We start from the raw sequence: 17,587 nt of genomic DNA, 5'->3' as shown, positions 1-17,587 counted from the left end.
GACGCTTCACCTTCACTCGACTGCCACCTGACAACCACTGCGAATCGAACACCGCTCAGGCGACCGCCTCCCGAAGCGGTGAACATCCGAAGCCGAAACGCCTGCGGCGCCTCGACGGCTCCGTCGGCGCCCGTGCCGTGGCCGTGCCGGCGGGGTACGACCGTCGGGCCGGCCTCCCGCGTACCTCTCAGGTGCCCTGATTCGGCTGCTCCGTAAGCCTGTTGAGGGACCGACAGGTCCTCATCCGGAGTGACGCTCCCCCGGTGGCGGCGCTGACACGCTGACTCGTGGCGAACCCCTGTTCGCCCGAGTGAAAGGAAAACCCGTGTCCCGTCGTCTGGCCTGTGCCCTGATCGCGTCCTTCTGTCTGGCGGTGTCCGTGTCGCCGGCCTCCGCCGTCGCGGCCGGGGCCGAGGGCTCCGAAGCCTCGTCGGCCCGCTCGCACGGCGGTCCGCTGCAACTCGCCCTCAAGGGGCTGACCGACGCCAAGGCGGTGTCCGCGATCGCCGAGGTGAGCGACGGCGACCGGCGGTGGCGGGGCGCCACGGGGGTGAGCGACCTGGCCGGCCGGGCACCCGTCCGCGGTGACGGCCGGTTCCGCATCGGCAGTGTCACCAAGATGTTCACCGCCACCACGGTGCTGCAACTGGTCGGCGAGCGCCGGCTCGGCCTGGAGGACCCGGTGTCGAGCCACCTGCCGGGGCTGGTTCCAAACGGGCAGAACATCACCGTCCGCCAACTGCTCAACCAGCGCACGGGCCTGTTCGACGCCACCAACGACGGCACCGACATCTTTCCCGACCTCAACGACCCGGCCGTCTTCCGGAGCTGGCTGGCCCAAGGCGGCCTGAACCGTACGTTCACCGCGCGCCAACTGGTCACCGCGTCCGTCTCCAACCCCCCGTACTTCGCACCCGGCACCCAGTGGGGCTACTCCAACACCAACTTCGACATCCTCGGCCTGATCATCGAACAGGTCACCGGCCACCCCTACGGACAGGAGGTCAGCCGGCGCATCCTGCGCCCGCTCGGGATGACGAAGACCACCGTTCCCGGCCTCTCCACCACGATCCCCGGCCCGCACGCCCACAGCTACTGGACCACCGTGGACGGCGCCGGCACCGGGAACGTCACGAAGACCGACATCGACGTCACCGACCAGAACCCCACCTGGGCCGGCGCCGCCGGAGAGATGATCTCCACCACCGACGACCTGATCAGGTTCGACCAGGCGCTGCTCCACGGGAAGCTGCTGCGTCCGGCCCAGCAGCGCGAGATGACCACGATGCTCGAAACCGTGCCGGGCTCGCACGAAACCGACTACGGGATGGGGCTGGCGCGGGCCCAGCTCTCCTGCACCACCGTGCTGGGCCACAACGGCGGGACGTTCGGCTTCACCACCCAGCTGTGGGGCACCGCCGACCGCCAGGTCGCGCTGTCCTACACCCCGCGGGGCGACGACGCCGAGCAGACGGCGCAGAACACGGCGAGCCTCAAATTCCTCGACGCCGTCTTCTGCGGCACTCGCTGAACGGCCCGGACGCCCCGCCTGTTGGTCGCCTTCGCCTCGACGGTGTACCGCACGCGGTACGTCATGCCCGACACGGCAGCCGGGACAACGGCCGAACGGGGACCCCCCTGTCGGACCGCGGCAGTCATCAGCAGGAGGCAGCGGGCACGGAAGGCCCAGGACGCATCGAAGCTCCGCTGGTGACAGGCGACTTGAGGACCCGCTCACACCAACGGAGCTTCTCCGCGGCCGTCTCGACGGCCGTGGCGTCGTCGCGGCACTTCGAGCGGGGGCGGGTCAGCGCACCACCGGGTAGGCGCCCGTGCGCCAGTCCGTCAGGCGCTTGCGGATGCTCGCCACCATCGGCAGGCCGTCGCTCTCCTCGGGGGTGAACCAGGCGACCTCGAACGACTCGTCGGAGGGGCGCGGTTCCCCGCCGAGGGGGCGGGCGAGCAGGCAGATGGAGAACTCCTGGCGGACCTCGCCGTCGTCGTAGGCGAGGACGTGACCGGGGTTCGTGTAGGTGCCGACGATGCCGGTGACCTCGACGCGCACGCCGGTCTCCTCGAAGGTCTCGCGCACGGCGCAGCCGGCGATGGACTCGCCGAGTTCCATGACGCCGCCGGGCAGCGCCCACATGCCGTTGTCGGTGCGGCGCTGGAGCAGCACGCGGCCGTCGGCGTCGACCACGACGACGCTGGCGGCCGGCACCAGCGCGTCGGGCTTCGGGGCGTGCGGGTTGTCCTCGTAGTCGCGCCTGGGCATGCTCCACCTCCGGTCTCGTGCGGGAATCATGGCACCGCCGGGCCGGTCAGCGTGCGGGGGCGCCGTGTTCCCACAGCTCCTCGGCGTGCTCGGCGAAGCGGTCGAACATGCCGCCGTCGTGGCAGCGGCGCAGGTGCATCATCGGCGAGTCGTGGCCGACCACCCTGGCCAGGTGCGGGGTGACCAGCGCGTCGTGGTCGAAGCGGAAGACGGACAGCCCCACGTGGTTGGGCCCGTCCTCGGGGGCGCTGAAGCGGGCCTCGACGCCTTCGACACCGGAGAGCCTGTCCAGGTGCTCCAGGGTGATGCGGATGCGGGTCGACACGGTCAGGGCCACGTCCTCGACGCTCTCGCGCCGGCGGGTGGTCTCCGAGTCCGGGTCGCCGAGGAGGAAGCGGACCCGGCAGCCCTCCTCGGCCTTGCGGCGCAGTGTGTGGTGCAGGGCCGGCTGCTCCAGCCACACGAAGTAGTTCGTGTATCCGGCCAGGAGGATGTCGTCCGTCGCGTCGCCGATCAGCCGGGCCCACACCGACGTCGGGCACGCCGACCGGTAGGGGTAGGCGGCGAGGACCTCCCGGTCGTGCCCGGTCTTGACGTTCGCCCGGACGGCGTTGGGCCAGATCACTTGCTCATCAACCCCCAGGGCTGCGCACACGTCGTTTCGGTTCTTCTGATGCGGCACCAGCGCCGCGTTCGACAACCAGCGTTCCACGGTCTTGGGTGTGACGCCCCCGCGGGTCGCCAGTTGGCGCGGCGTGAGGCTGGCACTCGCCCTACCTTGCCGGAGCGCGATGTTCAAGAGTCGTCCCCTGGACGTTTGGGCCTTCTTGGACGCTAACGCCCAGACCGCCCTCATGTCCCGGATACGGGGGTGCTTTGGCCCTTCCGAGAGCGAAGGATCGGTGACACACCGAGAAAGACCCATCACGCCCGAACGGACAGACGGCCCATGCCGAAGACGTACGACGAGGACAAGGGCGGGCAGCGCGCCCCCGAGCGAATGGGACGCCCCGTGGAACCGGGTCCACGAACCGTCACGACGAGGTTCCCCGCCGACCGGGCGAGCGTCGGCTCCGTACGCCGCTGGACGCGGCGGGTGCTTCCCGAACTCGGGCTGGATGTGGAGGAGTTGGACGATCTCGCGGGTGACGTGATGGTCGTGCTGTCCGAGCTGGCGACCAACGCGGTCGTGCACGGATGCGGCGGGGGCGAACGGGAGGGGGTGGTGCTGGGCGCGGCGCTGGGGCTCACCGTCGACGGTGCGCTTCGGGTGTGCGTCAGTGATCCCGGGGCGGGGTTGCCCGTGGTGCGGGCGGTGGACGGGGAGGCGGTCGGCGGGCGGGGGCTCGCGCTGGTCCTCGCGCTGGCGGACCGGTTCGGGGTGGACTCCCTGGCCGGGGGCGGGAAGTCGGTGTGGGCGGAGTTCGACCTGCCCGTGCCCGCCCTGGCGGTCGCGCGGGCTCCCCGGGCCCGGCGGGCGGTGCCGGGGCCGCCGCAGGGGCCGGTGGCGCTGGAGCGAATACCGGCGGCGGCCTGACCCGGACTCCACAACGCCCGCCCGGCGAGGGCGGGTTGCGGCCAGGGCACGGCAGCCGCCGCTCCGACACGGCGCCGCGCCCGCCGCACCACCGGACCCGCACCAGGTCCAGTGAACTCCGGTGGCCCGTTGGCGAATTGGGCCGCCTCCGCGCTGGCCCGGCCTCCCTCGTGGGGCCAGGCCCCGCACCACATCCAAGAGGTTCGAGAGAGGATGCGCACCATGGGCGACAAAAACAAGGGCAGCCCGGGCGACGGCGGCGCGGGGAAGCACGCCAAGCCCGGCGGGCCGGCGATCGGCCCCTCGCCGTCGAAGGACGGCCAGAAGCCGAACCCCGACCCGAAGCACAAGAAGTGAGCACCGCCGAGGAGTTGCGCGCCCGCCTGGTGACGGCGCTGACCGGGGCCGGGTCGCTGACGGCCGGCTGGGCCCCGTCCCTGGCGGCCGTGCCGCGCCACGCGTTCCTCCCGGAGACGATCTGGGCGGACTTCGACGGCGGCGACACCGAGTGCCGCCGCGACGAGGACCCCGGACGGTGGCTGCGGCTCGCCTACGCCGACGTACCGGTCGTCACGCAGTGGGACGACGGCGCCGAGGACGGCGGGCGCACCGTGCCCACGTCGTCGGCGTCCATGCCCACGATGGTCGCCGGGATGCTGGCCGACCTGGACGCCGGGCCCGGCCACCGGGTGCTGGAGATCGGCACGGGCACCGGGTACAACGCGGCACTGCTGGCGCACCGGCTGGGGGCCGGGAACGTGTCCACGGTCGAGGTGGACGCGAAGGTCGCCGGCGCGGCGCGCTCCGCACTGCGCGCGGCCGGCTTCGCGCCCGAAGTCGTGTGCGCGGACGGCTCGTTGGGGTGGCCCGCGTCCGCCCCGTACGACCGGCTGCTCTCGACCGTGTCCCTGCGCAGCATCCCGCCCGCCTGGCTGTCGCAGGTCCGCCCGGGCGGGGTGATCGTCAGCCCCGTCTCACCGCTGCTGGGCGGCGGGGCGGTCGTGCGCCTCACGGTCGGCGACGACGCGGCGGCGAGCGGCCGGTTCACGCGGAGTTCCGCGTTCATGCTGCTGCGCCAGCAGCGCTACGTCGGCGCCCCGGTGGACGACTACCTGCCGGGCGAGTGGCCGGGAGATGCCGGACAGTCCTGGACGCGGCTCGACCCCGAGGACGTCGGTGGCGACTGGCCGGCCCTGTTCGCGTGCGCCCTCGCCCTGCCGGACGTCTACTACCGGCGCCACGACTACGGCGAGGGCCGGATGTGGTGGCTGTTCGACACGGCCGTCACGTCCTGGGCCACGGTGGACTCCGCACCCGGGCAACCCCGTTTCGAAGTGCGGCAGTTCGGGCCCCGGCGGCTCTGGGACGAGATGGAGGCCGCCCACGACCGCTGGGCGGCGGCCGGCCGCCCCGGGTACGGGCGGTACGGGCTCACGGTGACCGCCACCGGGCAGCGGGCCTGGCTGGACGAGCCCGGCAACGCCCTGCCCTGACCCCGGCGGGCCGGGCGGACGACGGGGAACGGCCGGCCGCCTTCCCCACTCACCTGTTCACAGAAGGGTGTTCACCGGCAGCGGGGAACCCGGCACCCAGGCTCCGAGAAGCGTCCACCTCGACCGGACCGGCCGTGCGAAGCCTGGAAACGACGGTCAACGAGGCCACCCCGGCCTGACCCCGGGTCGGAGTGGCCGTGCGCGTGGCCCCGACTGCCGGCCTCCTCAGCGCGCTCCGGACGGAACGGGGAAGGACGGGACCGTGCTATCTCGACAGCTGGCGAAGACGTTCGGCCACCGACCGTTCCCAGACGCCGGCGGCGACACGCCGCAGGGGCCTACCGACTCCGCCGCTCGACATGGCGGCGACGACACCAACACACCGCCAAGACGTGCCACTATCGGCGAAGAACACCGTGATGGCGTACGAGGCGATCGATTCCATCTCGTGCTCGGTAGCCCGACCGGTCGATGAGTTTCGGGCAGCCGCGTCGTCTGAACACACGAACGGCCACGAGTCGTCTGATCGCAAGAACACCAGCGAAAGGGTTTCGGATCATGGTGGACCAGGAGCTGAGCAGGCTCGGAAAGTTGGTTGGAACATGGGAACTCGGCGGCGACACGTCGGGCGTCGTGACCTACGAATGGATGGACGGTGGCCACTTCTTGCTGCAGCACGTCGACATGGTGCAGGGCGGCAACCCGACCAAGGGACTCGAAGTCATCGGCCGTCTACGTGAGTTCGGCTCGCCTGAGCCCAGCGCGGACATCAAGTCGCGGTTCTACGGTGCCGGCGGCGAGACCTTCGACTACGTCTACGAGATGAGCCCGGATCTTACGACGCTCACCATCTGGGGCGGCGAGAAAGGCTCACCGGCCCATTTCACCGGAACCTTCGACGACGCGGGCAACGTCCTTCGCGGCGCATGGGTCTACCCCGGCGGCGGCTACGAGTCGGTGATGACGAAGACGACCTGACCCCCCGTCACACCACCAGGTCACGAAGTACTGCTGGAGTATTGGGGCCTCTGACTCCGGGAAGAAATTCAACTTCCGTCTACAGGGATAGGCCCTGAACCGTCCCCAAGTCGGCGGCCACAAGATTGACAGGGCCTTCTGACGCCGAACCGCCGATTCCGGCCAACGCCCGAAAGCACGGGGGCGGCCTCCGACTCCCACCGCCTCTCGGCCCGGTTACCCCGGCCGAGCCCACGGCGGGGACGGATCCGGCGCCCGGCCACCCGGGCCGGGCGCCGCACCCGCGGCCCGGGCCGGGCGCCCGCCGACGGGCGGGCGGGGGGTGGACGGTGGGGAACGGCGGGGGGTTTTCTTCAACAACCGGACGGCGCGCGGGTGTTCGCCCCGGGCCCGGGTGGGCCCGGGGCGAGGCGGGGTCAGCCGAGGAGGTCGGCCTGGAGGGTGACGACCTGGCGGAAGGAGGCCAGGGGGACGCCGTCGGGGTTGGTCATGGTGACCACGCCCATGACGTCGGAGGCGGACAGGTAGGCCAGGCGGCCGGTCGGCAGGTCCTTGCCGGCCTTCGTCCTGCCGGTGAGGGCGGTGAGGGTGACGCCGCCTACGCTGTCCCAGTCCTTGAGGGAGAGGGTGTCGCTCTCGGGCACGGCCTTGGGCACGCTCCTGGCCCGGACGGTGGTGTAGGCGTCCCAGGCCTCGTTCGGGGAGGCGAAGCGCAGCAGGCGGATCTGGGTGCGGGTGCCGTCGGGGGTGGTCCACTCGCGCACGGTGGCGGCCAGGCAGACGTTGCGCTGGAGCATGGGGCGCAGTTTGGCGGCGTCCTGCTGGTCGGCGCCGATCGCGTCGCAGGGCGTCCAGTCGGCGAAGGCGGACGGGGAGGACGGCGTGGACGGCGTGGACGGGGAGGCGGCGGTGGGGGAAGGCGTGGTGGTGGGGGTGGGTGCGGGGGTGTCGGTGCCGGTGGGGGCGGGTGTGGTGGGGCTGGGGAAGGGCTGGGCGGTGGCGGGGCCGCCGGCCTCCTTGGGGGCGGGCAGGACGAGGTAGCGCAGGTCCGCGCGGTGGGGGGTCTTGCCGCTGCCGTCGGGGGCCTTGGCTCCGGCGGGCAGGGGCGGCAGGGCCAGGGCGGGGAAGGTGTAGCGGCCGTCGTCGGCGGTGGCAAGGCCCGGGATGTCGGTGCGGTCGGGGGCGGTGACGGCCAGGGCGGTGCCGGTGCCGGCGAGGGCGAAGACGAGGGTGGCGCCGCCCCAGCGCAGGGCGGCGGCGCGGCGCCGTCGGCGGGCCTCGGGGTCGGCCGGGGCCGCCGGGGCCGCGGGGCCGTACGGGTCCGGGGCCTGGCCGGGGGTGGAGGTGGCGGCCAGTTCCAGGGTTGCGGCGGCGTCCGTGGGGTCCGGGGCCGGGGTGCGGGGGTCGGTGGTGTGGTCGCTCATACGGTGGCTCCCGGGGCGGCGAGGCGGTCGAGCTGCGCGGCGTACAGGGCGATGATCTTGTCCTTGGGCAGCGGCGCGGGCCCCTCGGCGGTCATGATCACCAGCAGGTCGCCCTCGGCGGCCGAGCACTCGAGGTAGTCGATCGGGGCGGAGGGCGGGGCGGGCATCAGGTAGCAGTGCGCCTCGGGGTGCCCGGGCACGGAGGGGCCGACGCGGAAGAGGCCGGTGTCGCCGGTGAAGACGGCCGTGTACTCGTTGATGCGCTGCACCTCCTGCTGGTTGAACTGGCGCAGCTTGAGGCCGATGAGCAGGTCGTTGGCGGTGGTGCGGTAGGTGCGCACGCCGCTGCCGCGCACGTGCAGGCCCTCCCAGTAGGCGCGGATCTTGTCGCGCTTGGCCTTGGGGACCTGCTGGAGCTCGGAGTCGAGCTGGTCGGCGAGCTGGCGGCCGCTCAGCTCGGTGTCGTTGCCGTAGCCGCCCTCGTCGGGTCCGGGCTCGTAGCCGGCCGGGACGGGCAGCAGCAGGTCGCGCAGGGAGCCGAAGTGGCTGCCGTTGGACTTGGCGCCGTACGGGGTGGCGGTGGGCGCGGGGGCCGCGGGTGCGGGGGCGGCGGCGGTCAGGGGCGGGTCGTCGTAGCGGGTCTTGATGATGCCGACGCCGATGACCACGCCGACCAGGGCCGCGGCCACCGTCGCGGCGCCGGCGCGCACCAGGGGGTGCAGGGGCGGGCGCGGGGCGGAGGGCTGCGGCTCGGCGGAGGGGCCGTCGGCGGGCGGCTGCCCGTCGGGCGCCGCGGCGGGCTGTACGGGCGGTGCCGCGGGCGGTACAGCGGGAGGCGTCGCGGGCACGGCGGGCGGTGCGGGAGGCACGGCGGGCGGTTCGGCGGGGGTGCCGGTCACGGTCTCGTCGGTCATGCCAGCCGCTCCCACTGCTGCTTGGCGAGGGCCTTGAGGCCCTCGGGGTCCACCGGCCTGGGCGAGAAGACCTCGATCTCCATCGCCAGGGCGCCGCGCTTGGCGCCGGCGCGGCCGTAGTAGTACTGCTCGGTGCTCTCGGCCCAGTGCTCGGGCTCGTCGAAGACGCGGAAGGAGCCCTCGACGTCCGGGGCGAAGGGCTTGCCGGGCCCGGCGACGGCCACGTCGGAGTGCTCGGGCGTGTACTGGGTGAGCTGGACGCGGTAGCGGATGTCGTCCTTGATCCAGTCGACCTCGGCCGCGCGCCGGAAGCCCAGGCCGAGCAGGAGCTTGAACTGTTCGGCGGCGTCGCCGTGGTGCTGGGCGACTTCGCCGGCCGACGCCCAGGCGGGCTGGTCGGGCAGGTCGCCCCAGGGGGTGGAGCCGGCCGGGGGCGCCACGAGGAGCTTGGTCAGGTCGCCCTCGACGGCGGGGGGCTTGGGCTGGGAGGCGGCGAAGGCGTCCGCGTCGACCCGCTGCTGCGGGTAGGCGGGGCGGGCGACCTGCAGCGGCGGCAGCGGCGTGGGCGGGCGCTGGGCCTGGACGGCGTAGCCGACGCCGGCGCCGGCCAGGACGCCCAGCGCCAGGCCGTACACCGACAGCAGCACCGGGCGGGGCCGGCGCGGGGGGCGGGGCGGCAGTTCGGGGCCGGCGGCGAGGACGTCCGCGCCGAACGGCACGGTGAACGGCGGCGCGGCAGGTGCGGGCGGCGCGGCGGGCGGTGCGGGCGGTGCGGCGGGCGCGGGTGTGGGCTCCGCGGGTTCGGTGGTCACGAAGTGGCTCCCCAGGAAGTGGAGTTGGGAGTACGGGCGGCGGCGGACGGCGCCGGCGGCGGGGTTCAGCCGCCGGAGGCGAGCCGGTCGCGCTGGCGCTTCATCAGGTCGCTCAGCAGCGCCTTGTCCGGGGTGCCCTTCACGTCGACGTCGATGGTGTACTGCACGTCGCCCTGGGCGGAGATGCCGGTCATCGAGCCGGTGTAGGCCTGCTGCTTGGGCTTGTGGAGGAAGCCGTGGGCGTCGGGGTCGCCGTCGATGTCGATCGACTCCTGGGACTTGACGCTGTAGCCCTTGGCGAACTGGCTCGCCTGCGCGGTGGAGCCCAGGTGGATGAGGGTGACGGTGACCTCGGCCTTGCCGTCGGCGGTGCGGTAGACGCGGCTGGCGGCGTCCTGGTAGCCGAAGGAGCGCAGGAGGTCCTTGATGCCGTCCTGCTTGCCGAAGATGTCGGCGACCTCGTCGTCGGTGAGGGTGGTGCCGTCGGCGGGCCCGTAGGTCTCGCCGCCCTCGGGGACGGGCAGCAGGAAGAAGCGCAGGTCGCCGCTGTGCCTGCCGCCGCTGACGCTGCCCTGGACGGTGCTGGCGGGCTTGGGCTCGGCGGTGGCGGTGGGCACCGGGACGGGCACGGCCGAGGGCGTCGGGCTCGCGGACGCGCTCGCGGAGGCCGTGGCGGCGGGCGCGGGCGCGGCCTGGACGGCCGGGGGCCGGTCGGGGCGGCCGACGGCGACGGTCGCGGCGGCGCTGGCGGCGGTGACGGCCAGCAGGCCGACGGCGGCCAGCGCGACGCGCGCGGCGCGCGGCAGGCCGCGCGGGGCGGGCGCGGGCTCGGGCTGCGGCTCGGGCCCGTACGGTACGGGCTCGGGCACCGGCACGGGTGCGGCGGGTACGGCTGAGGCGGCCGGTTCGGGTGCGGCGGCGCTCTCGTGGTCGGGCACGGACAAGGCTCTCCCCCCGGGGAAGTCTGCGGGTCTCCACGCGCGGGCCCTCTCACGGGCACCGCTCCCCCAAGCGTGTTCCCGGACCGTCCATCGCGCGTCTCACCAGGGATTATGAGAGTTCGTCGGCGCGGGCGCCAACCAGATCAATCGCCACACTCCCCCGCATTGGCCGAAGAAGCGGACACGTCGTGACCGAACCGCAACGGGCCGCGGCGCAGCGCCGCCGCGGCCCGTCCTGGGGGGTTCGGTCAGACCGAGCCGCAGTTCTGGACGTTGTCGGTGCGGATGTCGGCGCCCCAGATGTATCCGGCGGTGTTGGCCCACTGGACTCCGTTGCGGCCGGGGCGCTCGATGCCCAGCAGCAGGGGCTTGGAGTTGTTGTCGTAGATGACGCACAGCGCGATGACCTCGTCGCCGGCCCAGGCGGTGCCGATCTGCGGGGTGCTCAGGCCCGGGCCGGAGTAGAGGGAGGTGTCGACGGTGGGGCTGTAGCGGGGCTGGTAGTCGTCGCACAGGGGAAGGAAGGAGGTGTTCTGGGAGAAGTCGGCGGCCCAGATCCAGCCGGCGGTGTTGGCCCACTGGACGCCGTTGCGGCCGGGGCGCTCGATGCCCAGGACGAGCCAGGCCTGGTTGTTGTCCTGCTTGCGGCACACGCCGGCGACGTTGTCGTTCTGCCAGGCGGTGCCGATCCTGGGGGTGCTCAGGCCCGGGCCGGAGTAGATGGCGGTGTCGAGGGCGGGGTTGATCTCCCAGCCGGCGCCGTCCAGCGCCGCGGGCCCGGGGCGCGCCGCGGCGGCGGGGGCGGCGGCTGCTGCCGCGGTGGTGGCGATGGCGGCCAGGCACAGCGCTCCGAGGAGCGCGCCGAGCCTCGTCTTCGTACCGGACATGTCTGTTCCTCCCTGACTGGGGAATCGGTCCGATCTCGCCTCCGCGACCCGGGAATTGACGGTCCATCAGTTATGCCCCGGGGTGTGCGGCGGCGCAGCGTCCAGGATGCCCTCCCCCGCCCTCTTCTGTCATGCACGCGACCTGTTGGGTGGCGGGCGGGGCGACGGGGCGCCCCGCCCGGGAACCGCCTACCGCCCGCCCGTCGGGCCTTGCGCCTCCAGCCGGTTCATGAAGTCGGGCCGGCCCGCCACCGCGAAGTCCTCGTTGGCCCGGCCGGGGTTGGGGGCGGAGGCGAGCGAGACCAGCACGTCGCTTCCCTTCGGGTTCAGGCGGCGGTGCCGAGTTCGGTGCGGGCCCGGTGCCGGAAGTCGCGCACGGCGCTCTCGCGGTGCCAGGGGGCGAGGGCGGTGTCGAACTCGCGGACATAGTCCAGGGCACGGCTGGAGCGGACGCGGGCGAGGACGTCGAGAGCCTGGTTGCCCAGCGCGAGGCCCTGGTCGAGGTCCTTGGCCTGGAGGTGGGCGGTGGCGACGATGGCCAGGCGCATGCCGACGGAGCGGGTGAACACCCCGGGCTGCATGGCCGCGGCGCGGGCGTTCCAGGCCAGGGCGGCCGTGGGGTTGCCCAGGTCGCGGAAGACCTCTGCGGCGTCGGCGGAGAGCCGGGCGTGGTGGTAGAAGTCGATCCAGGCGGGTTCGTCGGCACCGTCGCGGGCCCGGTCGAGGAGGTCCTCGGAGGCGGCGAGCGCGGCCGAGGCCGCCTTGGCGTTGCCGTCGCGGGCGTGGGCGCGGGCCTCGATAAGTCTGGTGAAGGCGAGGACCCGGGGGGCCGCGCGGTCCTTGGCCCGCTGGTAGGCGCCCTGGGCCATGTCGACGGCCTCGCTGGTGAAGCCCCGCAGCAGGGTCTGCATCGCCATGGTGGTCAGGACGTAGCAGCCGAGCTGGACGTCGCCGCCGGCGCGGGCCAGGCGCAGGGCCTGGATGAAGTGGCGCTGTGCGGCGTCGTGCCGGCCGGTGTCGAAGGCCGTCCAGCCGGCCAGGCGGGACAGCTGGGCGGTCACCGAGAACAATTCGCGGCCGACCTCGTCGGAGAAGGTGCCGGACAGCAGCGGGGCGGCCCGGTGCCTGAGGCAGTCGGTGACGGAGCCGGCCTTCCAGCTGCCGCCGCCGTACCTGGAGTCCCAGCGGCGGGCCTCGTCGGCGGCGTCGCGCAGTTCGGCGAGGTCGGCCGCGCCGACCCGGCCCCGGCCGCGGTGGGCGGCGCCGTCGTCGGCGGGGGTGACGAGCCACCGGGTGACGGGGGTGGCGAACGCGCCGACGGCGAAGCCCGTCCCGGTGAGGAAGTCTCGGCGGTTCACACTGCTCCAGAACGACGTGGCGACGCGTACGGCGTCGGCGGGCTCTCGCGGGAAATCCAACCCCACCGCAGCGTCCGGTGTCCCGGCGTCGGCCATACCGATCTCCACCAACTGCACGGGCCGGCCGAGGCGTTCGCCGATCGCCCGGGCCAGCAGCCTGGGCACGGGCCAGTCCGGGACCATGCCCCGGCGGCACCAGTTCGCGACCGAGGTGTGCGTGTACGCCGTGGTCAGCCCGGCCTCAAGGGCGAGCTGGTTCACGCGCAGGGCCAGCGATTTGTGGCTGGCGCCCTCGCACTTTTCGATCATCCGGGCCAGCGCGTCGTTCGGCGGCTTGGCCCGGCGGGTGGTCGACGCCACGGCGTCCCCCTCAGTCGGTCCCCGGCCGGGCGCGGGGTGTCGTACGCGACCGGGCAGGGGAAGTGATGCGCCCGGCACGTGGTGCCGGATCACCGAGGGTATTGCCTCGGATGCTCGTGGTGAACCGCTTTCGCGAGTTGTGAGCCCCCTTGCGAGCCCTGCCCCGACCGGCCGCCACCGGGTTGCCTGGTGCTCCGGGCCTTTGCCGGGGCTGGACGACCACCTCCCGGCGGGGCCGCCACCGGTTCACGCTCGGGGGTGACAACCAGATGTGCGGAATCGCAGGACTGGCCGGCGCCGACGCCGTCCGCCACCAGGCCACCGTCGCCGCGATGGGGCTCGCTCAGCGCCACCGCGGACCGGACGGCACCCGGCACCTGATCTCGGCCGACAGCCGGGCGGTGCTGTCCATGAACACCTTGCTGATCGTCGACGCCACAGCCGCTCCCGGCCCCTACCCGGACCCGGCCAGCGGCGTCGTCCTCGCCTTCAACGGCGAGATCTACAACTACCGGCAGGCCGCCGCCGACTGGGGCATCCCGTTGGAAGCCGGGGAGAGCGACGCCCACCTGGTCCTGCGGGCCTGGGCCAGGCTCGGCCCCGGCTGCCTGGCCGGACTGGACGGCATGTTCGCCCTCGCCGCCTACGACCCGCGCGAGGGCCGGCTGTTCCTGGCCCGGGACCGGCTCGGCGAGAAGCCGCTCTACTGGCGCCTGGACGGCGGACGCCTCGCGTTCGCCTCCGAGGTCACCACCCTGACCGGCTACGGCGCCGCCGAGCTGGTCGTCCGCCCCGAGATGCTGAGCATCGAGACGCCGACCGGCGCCGACACCCCGTTCCAGGGCATCCAGCTCCTCCCGCCGGCCGGGCTGCTGGCCTTCGACGTCGCCACCGGCTCGCTCGCCCAGCACAGGTGGTGGCGCCTGGAGGACCTGGAACCCTGGCAGGGCGACTACCGCAGCGCGCTCGCCCGGTTCTCGACCCTGCTGGCCGACCGCATCCCGATGCGGGCGCCCGGCTCGGACTTCGCGCTGCTGCTGTCGGGCGGGCTGGACTCCTCGGTGCTGGCCTACCTGATGCGCCCGCAGGTCTGCGTCACGGTCCGCTACCCAGGCCACGACCGGCTGGACGAGTCCCGGACCGCCTCCGCCGTCGCCCGGGACATCGGCGCGGAACTGGTCGTCATCGAGCCGACCGCCGCCGACTTCACCCGCGCGCTGCCCCGGATCGTGCACGCGCTGGACTACCCGATGGGCAACGCCTCGACGTTCTCCGAGCACATGGCCTACCGGGCCGTCTCCGAACGTGGCATCCGCGTCGTCGTCGGCGGGCTGGGACCGGACGAGTTCCTGATGGGCTACGTCCGCCATGCGCTCGTCCTCTTCGGCCCGCAGGCGGTGCTGGACGCGGGGCTGGAGTCCTACCGGCCGCTGGCCTCCAAACTCCTGAGCGGGAACGGTCGCCCGCCCGAGCCCGCCGAGGCGATCGTGAAGCTGATCCTGCGCGGGCGCGACCCGGACGGACGGCTGCGGGAGGTGGCCGCCGACGCCCTGGCCCGGGCCCGCGGCGACCTCGCGCGTGGGCTGACCCTGGCGGACCTGGCCACCGCCTGGCGCCCGCTGGTGATGACCAGCGACAAGCTCGCCTCGGCCTTCGCGCTGGAGCGGCGCTCGCCCTACCTGGCCCGTGACCTGGTGGAGTTCTCCTACCGGCTCCCCGCCGAGTACAAGATCGCCGACCCGACCGCCGGCAAGCGGATCCTGCGGGACGCCGCGAAGGCCCTCGGCCTGCCCCGCGAGGTCTGGGGCAGCCGGGACAAGCTCGGCTTCGCCTCCCCCGTCCCGAGCTGGCTGTCCGGCCCGCTGGAGCCCTGGGCCACCGCCCGGATCAGCTCGGCACTCGACCAGGCACCCCTCGGGCTGCACCCGCTGCTGGCCGGCGGCCTCGAGCCCGGCGGACGGTACGACCGCACCCGCATGCAGGCCCTCATGGCGGCGGCCTGGTTCCGCGACCACGCACCGGAAGCGACGGCATGACAAAGCGTCGGCTCACTACCGTGGGCCCATGGACACCCTCCCCCCGGACCCGTCCGCCGCCGCGCCGCGCGGCGCGGTCGCGATCATCACCAACCGCCACGGCGCACTCCTGCTGCACCTGCGCGACGACCTCGACACCATCGCCTGGCCCGGCCACTGGAGCCTCCTGGGAGGCGGCTGCGATCCCGGCGAGAGCCCGGCCGAGGCGATCGTCCGCGAACTCGACGAGGAAGCCGGCCTGGCCGTCGACGGCCTGGCGGAACTCTTCGAGGCCCCCGACGCCCACGGCTCGGGACAGACCATCACCTTCTTCGCAGCCTCCTGGGACGGCGACGAGAGCGTCCTCCCGCTGGCCGAAGGCGTCAAGCTCCAGTTCTTCGCCCCCGAGCACCTGCCCGTCCTGACCATCCCGCCGTTCATCCGCGACGGCGTCCACCGCTACCTCGCCACCCGGCCCGGCACCTGAGATCCCCGTCCCCGCGAGGGGACGGGCACCCGGCCGGACGGCGCCCCTCCCCTCCCCGGAAGGACACCCCGTGAAGCTCACCGTCATCGGCTGCGGCTACCTCGGCGCCACCCACGCCGCCGCGATGGCCGAACTCGGCCACCAGGTCCTCGGCATGGACACCGACGCCGACAAGGTCGGCACGCTGAACAAGGGCCAGGCCCCGTTCGTCGAACGCGGCCTGGACGACCTGCTCGCCAGGCACACCGCCACCGGGAGGCTCGGCTTCACCACCTCCTACGCCGAGGCCGCCGCCTTCGCCGACGTCCACTTCCTGGGCGTCGGCACCCCGCAGCAGGATGCCGACGGCGCCTACGACCTCACCCACCTGCACACCGCCGTGCGCCGCCTGGCCCCGCGGCTGCGCGACGGCGCGCTGATCATCGGCAAGTCGACCGTCCCGGCCGGCACCGTCGCACGGCTGCGGCAGACCCTGGACGAGCACACCCCAGCCGGGGCGCGCGTCCGCCTGGCCTGGTCACCGGAGTTCCTACGCGAGTCGTTCGCCGTCCAGGACACCCTGGAGCCGGACCGCATCGTGCTCGGCGTCGAGGACGGCGACACCCACAGCGAGGCCGTCTTCCGAACCGTCTACGCCGACGTCCTGGCCACCGGCTCCCCGCTGATCGTCACCGACATCGCGACCGCCGAACTGATCAAGGGCGCCGCGAACGCCTTCCTCGCCACCAAGATCTCCTTCATCAACGTGATCGCCGAACTCTGCGAGCTGACCGGCGCCGACGTCCGGCAGGTCGCCCTCGCCCTGGGCCACGACCATCGCATCGGCGCCCAGGGCATGCGGCCCGGCCTCGGGTTCGGCGGCGGCTGCCTGCCCAAGGACCTCGCCGGGTTCACCCACCGCGCCGAACAGCTCGGCGCCGACACCGGCCTGCTCCGCCAGGTCGCGGCGGTCAACCTGCGCCGGCGCGAACGCACCGTCGAACTCGCCCGTGAAGCCCTCGGCGGCGCCGCGACCGGCAAGCGGATCACCGTCTGGGGCGCCGCCTTCAAGCCCCACACCGACGACATCCGCGACTCCCCGGCCCTCGCCGTCGCCGACGCCCTCCACCGGGACGGAGCCGACGTCACCGTCCACGACCCCGCCGCGCTGGACAACGCCCGCAGGACGCACCCCCGGCTCGGCTACTCCGACGACCCCGCCCGGGCCCTCACCGGAGCCGACCTGCTGCTGCACCTGACCGACTGGCCCCAGTACACCGACGCCGACCCCGCCGAGCTGGCCCGGCACACCGCCGTCCCCACGGTCGTCGACGCCCGCGGCACCCTCGACGCGAACCGCTGGCGCGCGGCCGGCTGGACCTTCCGTGCCCTCGGCCGCCCCTGACGACCAGCCCCGGCCCGCGGGGAAGCCGGCACGGCCCGTGCCGAAGACCTACGACGAGGACAAGGGCGGGCGGCACGCCCCCGGAGGAACGGAACACCCCATGGAATCGAGATCACGGACCGTCACGATGAGATTCCCCGCCGACCGGGCGAGCATCGGCTCCGTACGCCACTGGGCGATGCGGGCGGCTCTGCCGGAACTCGGCCTGGATGCCGATGAGTTAGGCAGTCTCGCGGGTGACGTGATGGTCGTGCTGTCCGAGCTGGCCACCAACGCGGTCGTTCACGGCTGCGGCGGGGGCGGACAGGCGAGCGTGGCGTTGAGTGCCGCGCTGGGGCTGACCGAGGACGGCGGTTCGCTGCGGGTGTGCGTGAGCGATCCGGGGGCGGGGCTGCCCGTGGTGCGGGCGGCGGACGGGGAGGCGGTCGGCGGACGGGGGCTCGCGCTGGTCCTCGCGCTGGCGGACCGGTTCGGTGTCGACTCCCTGGCCGGGGGCGGGAAGGCGGTGTGGGCGGAGTTCGACCTGCCCACACCCGCCCGGGCCGTGCCGCTCACCGTCGTCGCCGTGGCCTCCAAGTGGGAAGCCCGGACCCGGCGGGCGGTGTCGGCGCCGCCTCAGGGTCCGGCGGCGCTGGAGCGAATACCGGCGGCCTGATCAGGACTCCACAACTCCCGCCCGGCGAGGGCGGGTTGCGGGCGGGCGTCGCGCCGCCGCTCCGACA

17 protein-coding genes are annotated in these 17,587 nt (G+C 73.6%); 9 read left to right on the top strand and 8 right to left on the bottom strand.

Features of this window, described 5'->3' with window-relative positions; genetic code table 11:
• The first annotated feature begins 325 nt into the window (after positions 1 to 325).
• Entirely contained in the window at positions 326 to 1,531 is a 1,206-nt protein-coding gene (locus tag ACIRRS_RS10370) for a serine hydrolase domain-containing protein (RefSeq protein ID WP_402967612.1), read from the top strand.
• A gap of 276 nt (positions 1,532 to 1,807) precedes the next feature.
• On the opposite strand, the gene ACIRRS_RS10365 is transcribed toward ACIRRS_RS10370, so the two are convergent.
• A complete protein-coding gene (locus ACIRRS_RS10365; RefSeq protein WP_402967609.1) occupies positions 1,808 to 2,275 on the bottom strand; it encodes an NUDIX domain-containing protein in 468 nt (155 codons plus the stop codon).
• Between the two features lie 46 nt (positions 2,276 to 2,321).
• Positions 2,322 to 2,900 carry a DUF5919 domain-containing protein gene (locus tag ACIRRS_RS10360; protein WP_402967606.1) on the bottom strand — a complete coding sequence of 193 codons (579 nt, stop codon included), beginning with the start codon at positions 2,898 to 2,900 and terminating at the stop codon, positions 2,322 to 2,324.
• Positions 2,901 to 3,224: 324 nt separating this feature from the next.
• On the opposite strand from ACIRRS_RS10360, the gene ACIRRS_RS10355 reads away from it, so the two are divergent.
• From ACIRRS_RS10355 to ACIRRS_RS10340, 4 genes are all read left to right on the top strand, one after another.
• The gene (locus ACIRRS_RS10355; protein ID WP_402967603.1) at positions 3,225 to 3,812 is read left to right on the top strand and encodes an ATP-binding protein; all 588 of its coding nucleotides are present in this window, start codon (positions 3,225 to 3,227) and stop codon (positions 3,810 to 3,812) included.
• A gap of 222 nt (positions 3,813 to 4,034) precedes the next feature.
• Positions 4,035 to 4,169 (top strand): hypothetical protein, encoded by a 135-nt coding sequence (locus ACIRRS_RS10350; RefSeq protein ID WP_402967601.1) that lies wholly within the window; start codon positions 4,035 to 4,037, stop codon positions 4,167 to 4,169.
• Positions 4,166 to 5,305, top strand: a complete 1,140-nt coding sequence (locus ACIRRS_RS10345; protein WP_402967598.1) for a methyltransferase domain-containing protein — start codon at positions 4,166 to 4,168, stop codon at positions 5,303 to 5,305. Before ACIRRS_RS10350 ends, ACIRRS_RS10345 begins: the two co-directional genes overlap by 4 nt.
• Before the next feature lie 558 nt (positions 5,306 to 5,863).
• A complete protein-coding gene (locus ACIRRS_RS10340) occupies positions 5,864 to 6,283 on the top strand; it encodes a hypothetical protein (protein ID WP_402967595.1) in 420 nt (139 codons plus the stop codon).
• A gap of 416 nt (positions 6,284 to 6,699) precedes the next feature.
• Here ACIRRS_RS10340 and ACIRRS_RS10335 read toward each other — a convergent pair whose 3' ends face one another.
• From ACIRRS_RS10335 to ACIRRS_RS10310, 6 genes are all read right to left on the bottom strand, one after another.
• Positions 6,700 to 7,707 carry a hypothetical protein gene (locus ACIRRS_RS10335; RefSeq protein ID WP_402967592.1) on the bottom strand — a complete coding sequence of 336 codons (1,008 nt, stop codon included), beginning with the start codon at positions 7,705 to 7,707 and terminating at the stop codon, positions 6,700 to 6,702.
• Entirely contained in the window at positions 7,704 to 8,621 is a 918-nt protein-coding gene (locus ACIRRS_RS10330; RefSeq protein ID WP_402967590.1) for a hypothetical protein, read from the bottom strand. Before ACIRRS_RS10330 ends, ACIRRS_RS10335 begins: the two co-directional genes overlap by 4 nt.
• Positions 8,618 to 9,433, bottom strand: a complete 816-nt coding sequence (locus ACIRRS_RS10325; RefSeq protein ID WP_402967587.1) for a hypothetical protein — start codon at positions 9,431 to 9,433, stop codon at positions 8,618 to 8,620. The genes ACIRRS_RS10330 and ACIRRS_RS10325 overlap by 4 nt, the downstream gene beginning before the upstream one ends.
• Before the next feature lie 65 nt (positions 9,434 to 9,498).
• Positions 9,499 to 10,371: a hypothetical protein gene (locus ACIRRS_RS10320; RefSeq protein WP_402967584.1), complete on the bottom strand. Its 873-nt coding sequence runs from the start codon at positions 10,369 to 10,371 to the stop codon at positions 9,499 to 9,501.
• A 251-nt stretch (positions 10,372 to 10,622) separates the two neighbouring features.
• The gene (locus tag ACIRRS_RS10315; RefSeq protein WP_402967581.1) at positions 10,623 to 11,261 is read right to left on the bottom strand and encodes a hypothetical protein; all 639 of its coding nucleotides are present in this window, start codon (positions 11,259 to 11,261) and stop codon (positions 10,623 to 10,625) included.
• 326 nt (positions 11,262 to 11,587) lie between these two features.
• Positions 11,588 to 12,979, bottom strand: coding sequence for a sporulation protein (locus ACIRRS_RS10310; RefSeq protein WP_402967578.1), 1,392 nt, complete (start codon positions 12,977 to 12,979; stop codon positions 11,588 to 11,590).
• Positions 12,980 to 13,248: 269 nt separating this feature from the next.
• On the opposite strand from ACIRRS_RS10310, the gene ACIRRS_RS10305 reads away from it, so the two are divergent.
• The 4 genes from ACIRRS_RS10305 to ACIRRS_RS10290 all read left to right on the top strand — a co-directional run bounded on the left by ACIRRS_RS10305 (position 13,249) and on the right by ACIRRS_RS10290 (position 17,520).
• Complete coding sequence (locus ACIRRS_RS10305) at positions 13,249 to 15,015, top strand: asparagine synthetase B family protein (RefSeq protein ID WP_402967576.1); 1,767 nt, start codon at positions 13,249 to 13,251, stop codon at positions 15,013 to 15,015.
• Between the two features lie 28 nt (positions 15,016 to 15,043).
• Complete coding sequence (locus ACIRRS_RS10300; protein WP_402967573.1) at positions 15,044 to 15,481, top strand: NUDIX domain-containing protein; 438 nt, start codon at positions 15,044 to 15,046, stop codon at positions 15,479 to 15,481.
• 70 nt (positions 15,482 to 15,551) lie between these two features.
• Positions 15,552 to 16,865: a UDP-glucose dehydrogenase family protein gene (locus ACIRRS_RS10295; RefSeq protein WP_402967571.1), complete on the top strand. Its 1,314-nt coding sequence runs from the start codon at positions 15,552 to 15,554 to the stop codon at positions 16,863 to 16,865.
• A gap of 127 nt (positions 16,866 to 16,992) precedes the next feature.
• Complete coding sequence (locus ACIRRS_RS10290; RefSeq protein WP_402967568.1) at positions 16,993 to 17,520, top strand: ATP-binding protein; 528 nt, start codon at positions 16,993 to 16,995, stop codon at positions 17,518 to 17,520.
• Positions 17,521 to 17,587 lie beyond the last annotated feature (67 nt).

It is taken from the genome of Kitasatospora sp. NPDC101183 (genome assembly GCF_044767945.1).
Lineage (GTDB): Bacteria > Actinomycetota > Actinomycetes > Streptomycetales > Streptomycetaceae > Kitasatospora.
Note: the sequence above shows the minus strand (reverse complement) of the source record. Positions and strands in the feature narration are given on the sequence as shown.

Bases quoted from the DNA above. Each gene is read 5' to 3' on its own strand.
- ACIRRS_RS10315 (WP_402967581.1), bottom strand. From the start codon at position 11,261: ATGTCCGGTACGAAGACGAGGCTCGGCGCGCTCCTCGGAGCGCTGTGC.
- ACIRRS_RS10305 (WP_402967576.1), top strand. From the start codon at position 13,249: ATGTGCGGAATCGCAGGACTGGCCGGCGCCGACGCCGTCCGCCACCAG.
- ACIRRS_RS10350 (WP_402967601.1), top strand. From the start codon at position 4,035: ATGGGCGACAAAAACAAGGGCAGCCCGGGCGACGGCGGCGCGGGGAAG.
- ACIRRS_RS10290 (WP_402967568.1), top strand. From the start codon at position 16,993: ATGAGATTCCCCGCCGACCGGGCGAGCATCGGCTCCGTACGCCACTGG.
- ACIRRS_RS10355 (WP_402967603.1), top strand. From the start codon at position 3,225: ATGCCGAAGACGTACGACGAGGACAAGGGCGGGCAGCGCGCCCCCGAG.
- ACIRRS_RS10335 (WP_402967592.1), bottom strand. From the start codon at position 7,707: ATGAGCGACCACACCACCGACCCCCGCACCCCGGCCCCGGACCCCACG.
- ACIRRS_RS10300 (WP_402967573.1), top strand. From the start codon at position 15,044: ATGGACACCCTCCCCCCGGACCCGTCCGCCGCCGCGCCGCGCGGCGCG.
- ACIRRS_RS10340 (WP_402967595.1), top strand. From the start codon at position 5,864: ATGGTGGACCAGGAGCTGAGCAGGCTCGGAAAGTTGGTTGGAACATGG.
- ACIRRS_RS10365 (WP_402967609.1), bottom strand. From the start codon at position 2,275: ATGCCCAGGCGCGACTACGAGGACAACCCGCACGCCCCGAAGCCCGAC.
- ACIRRS_RS10330 (WP_402967590.1), bottom strand. From the start codon at position 8,621: ATGACCGACGAGACCGTGACCGGCACCCCCGCCGAACCGCCCGCCGTG.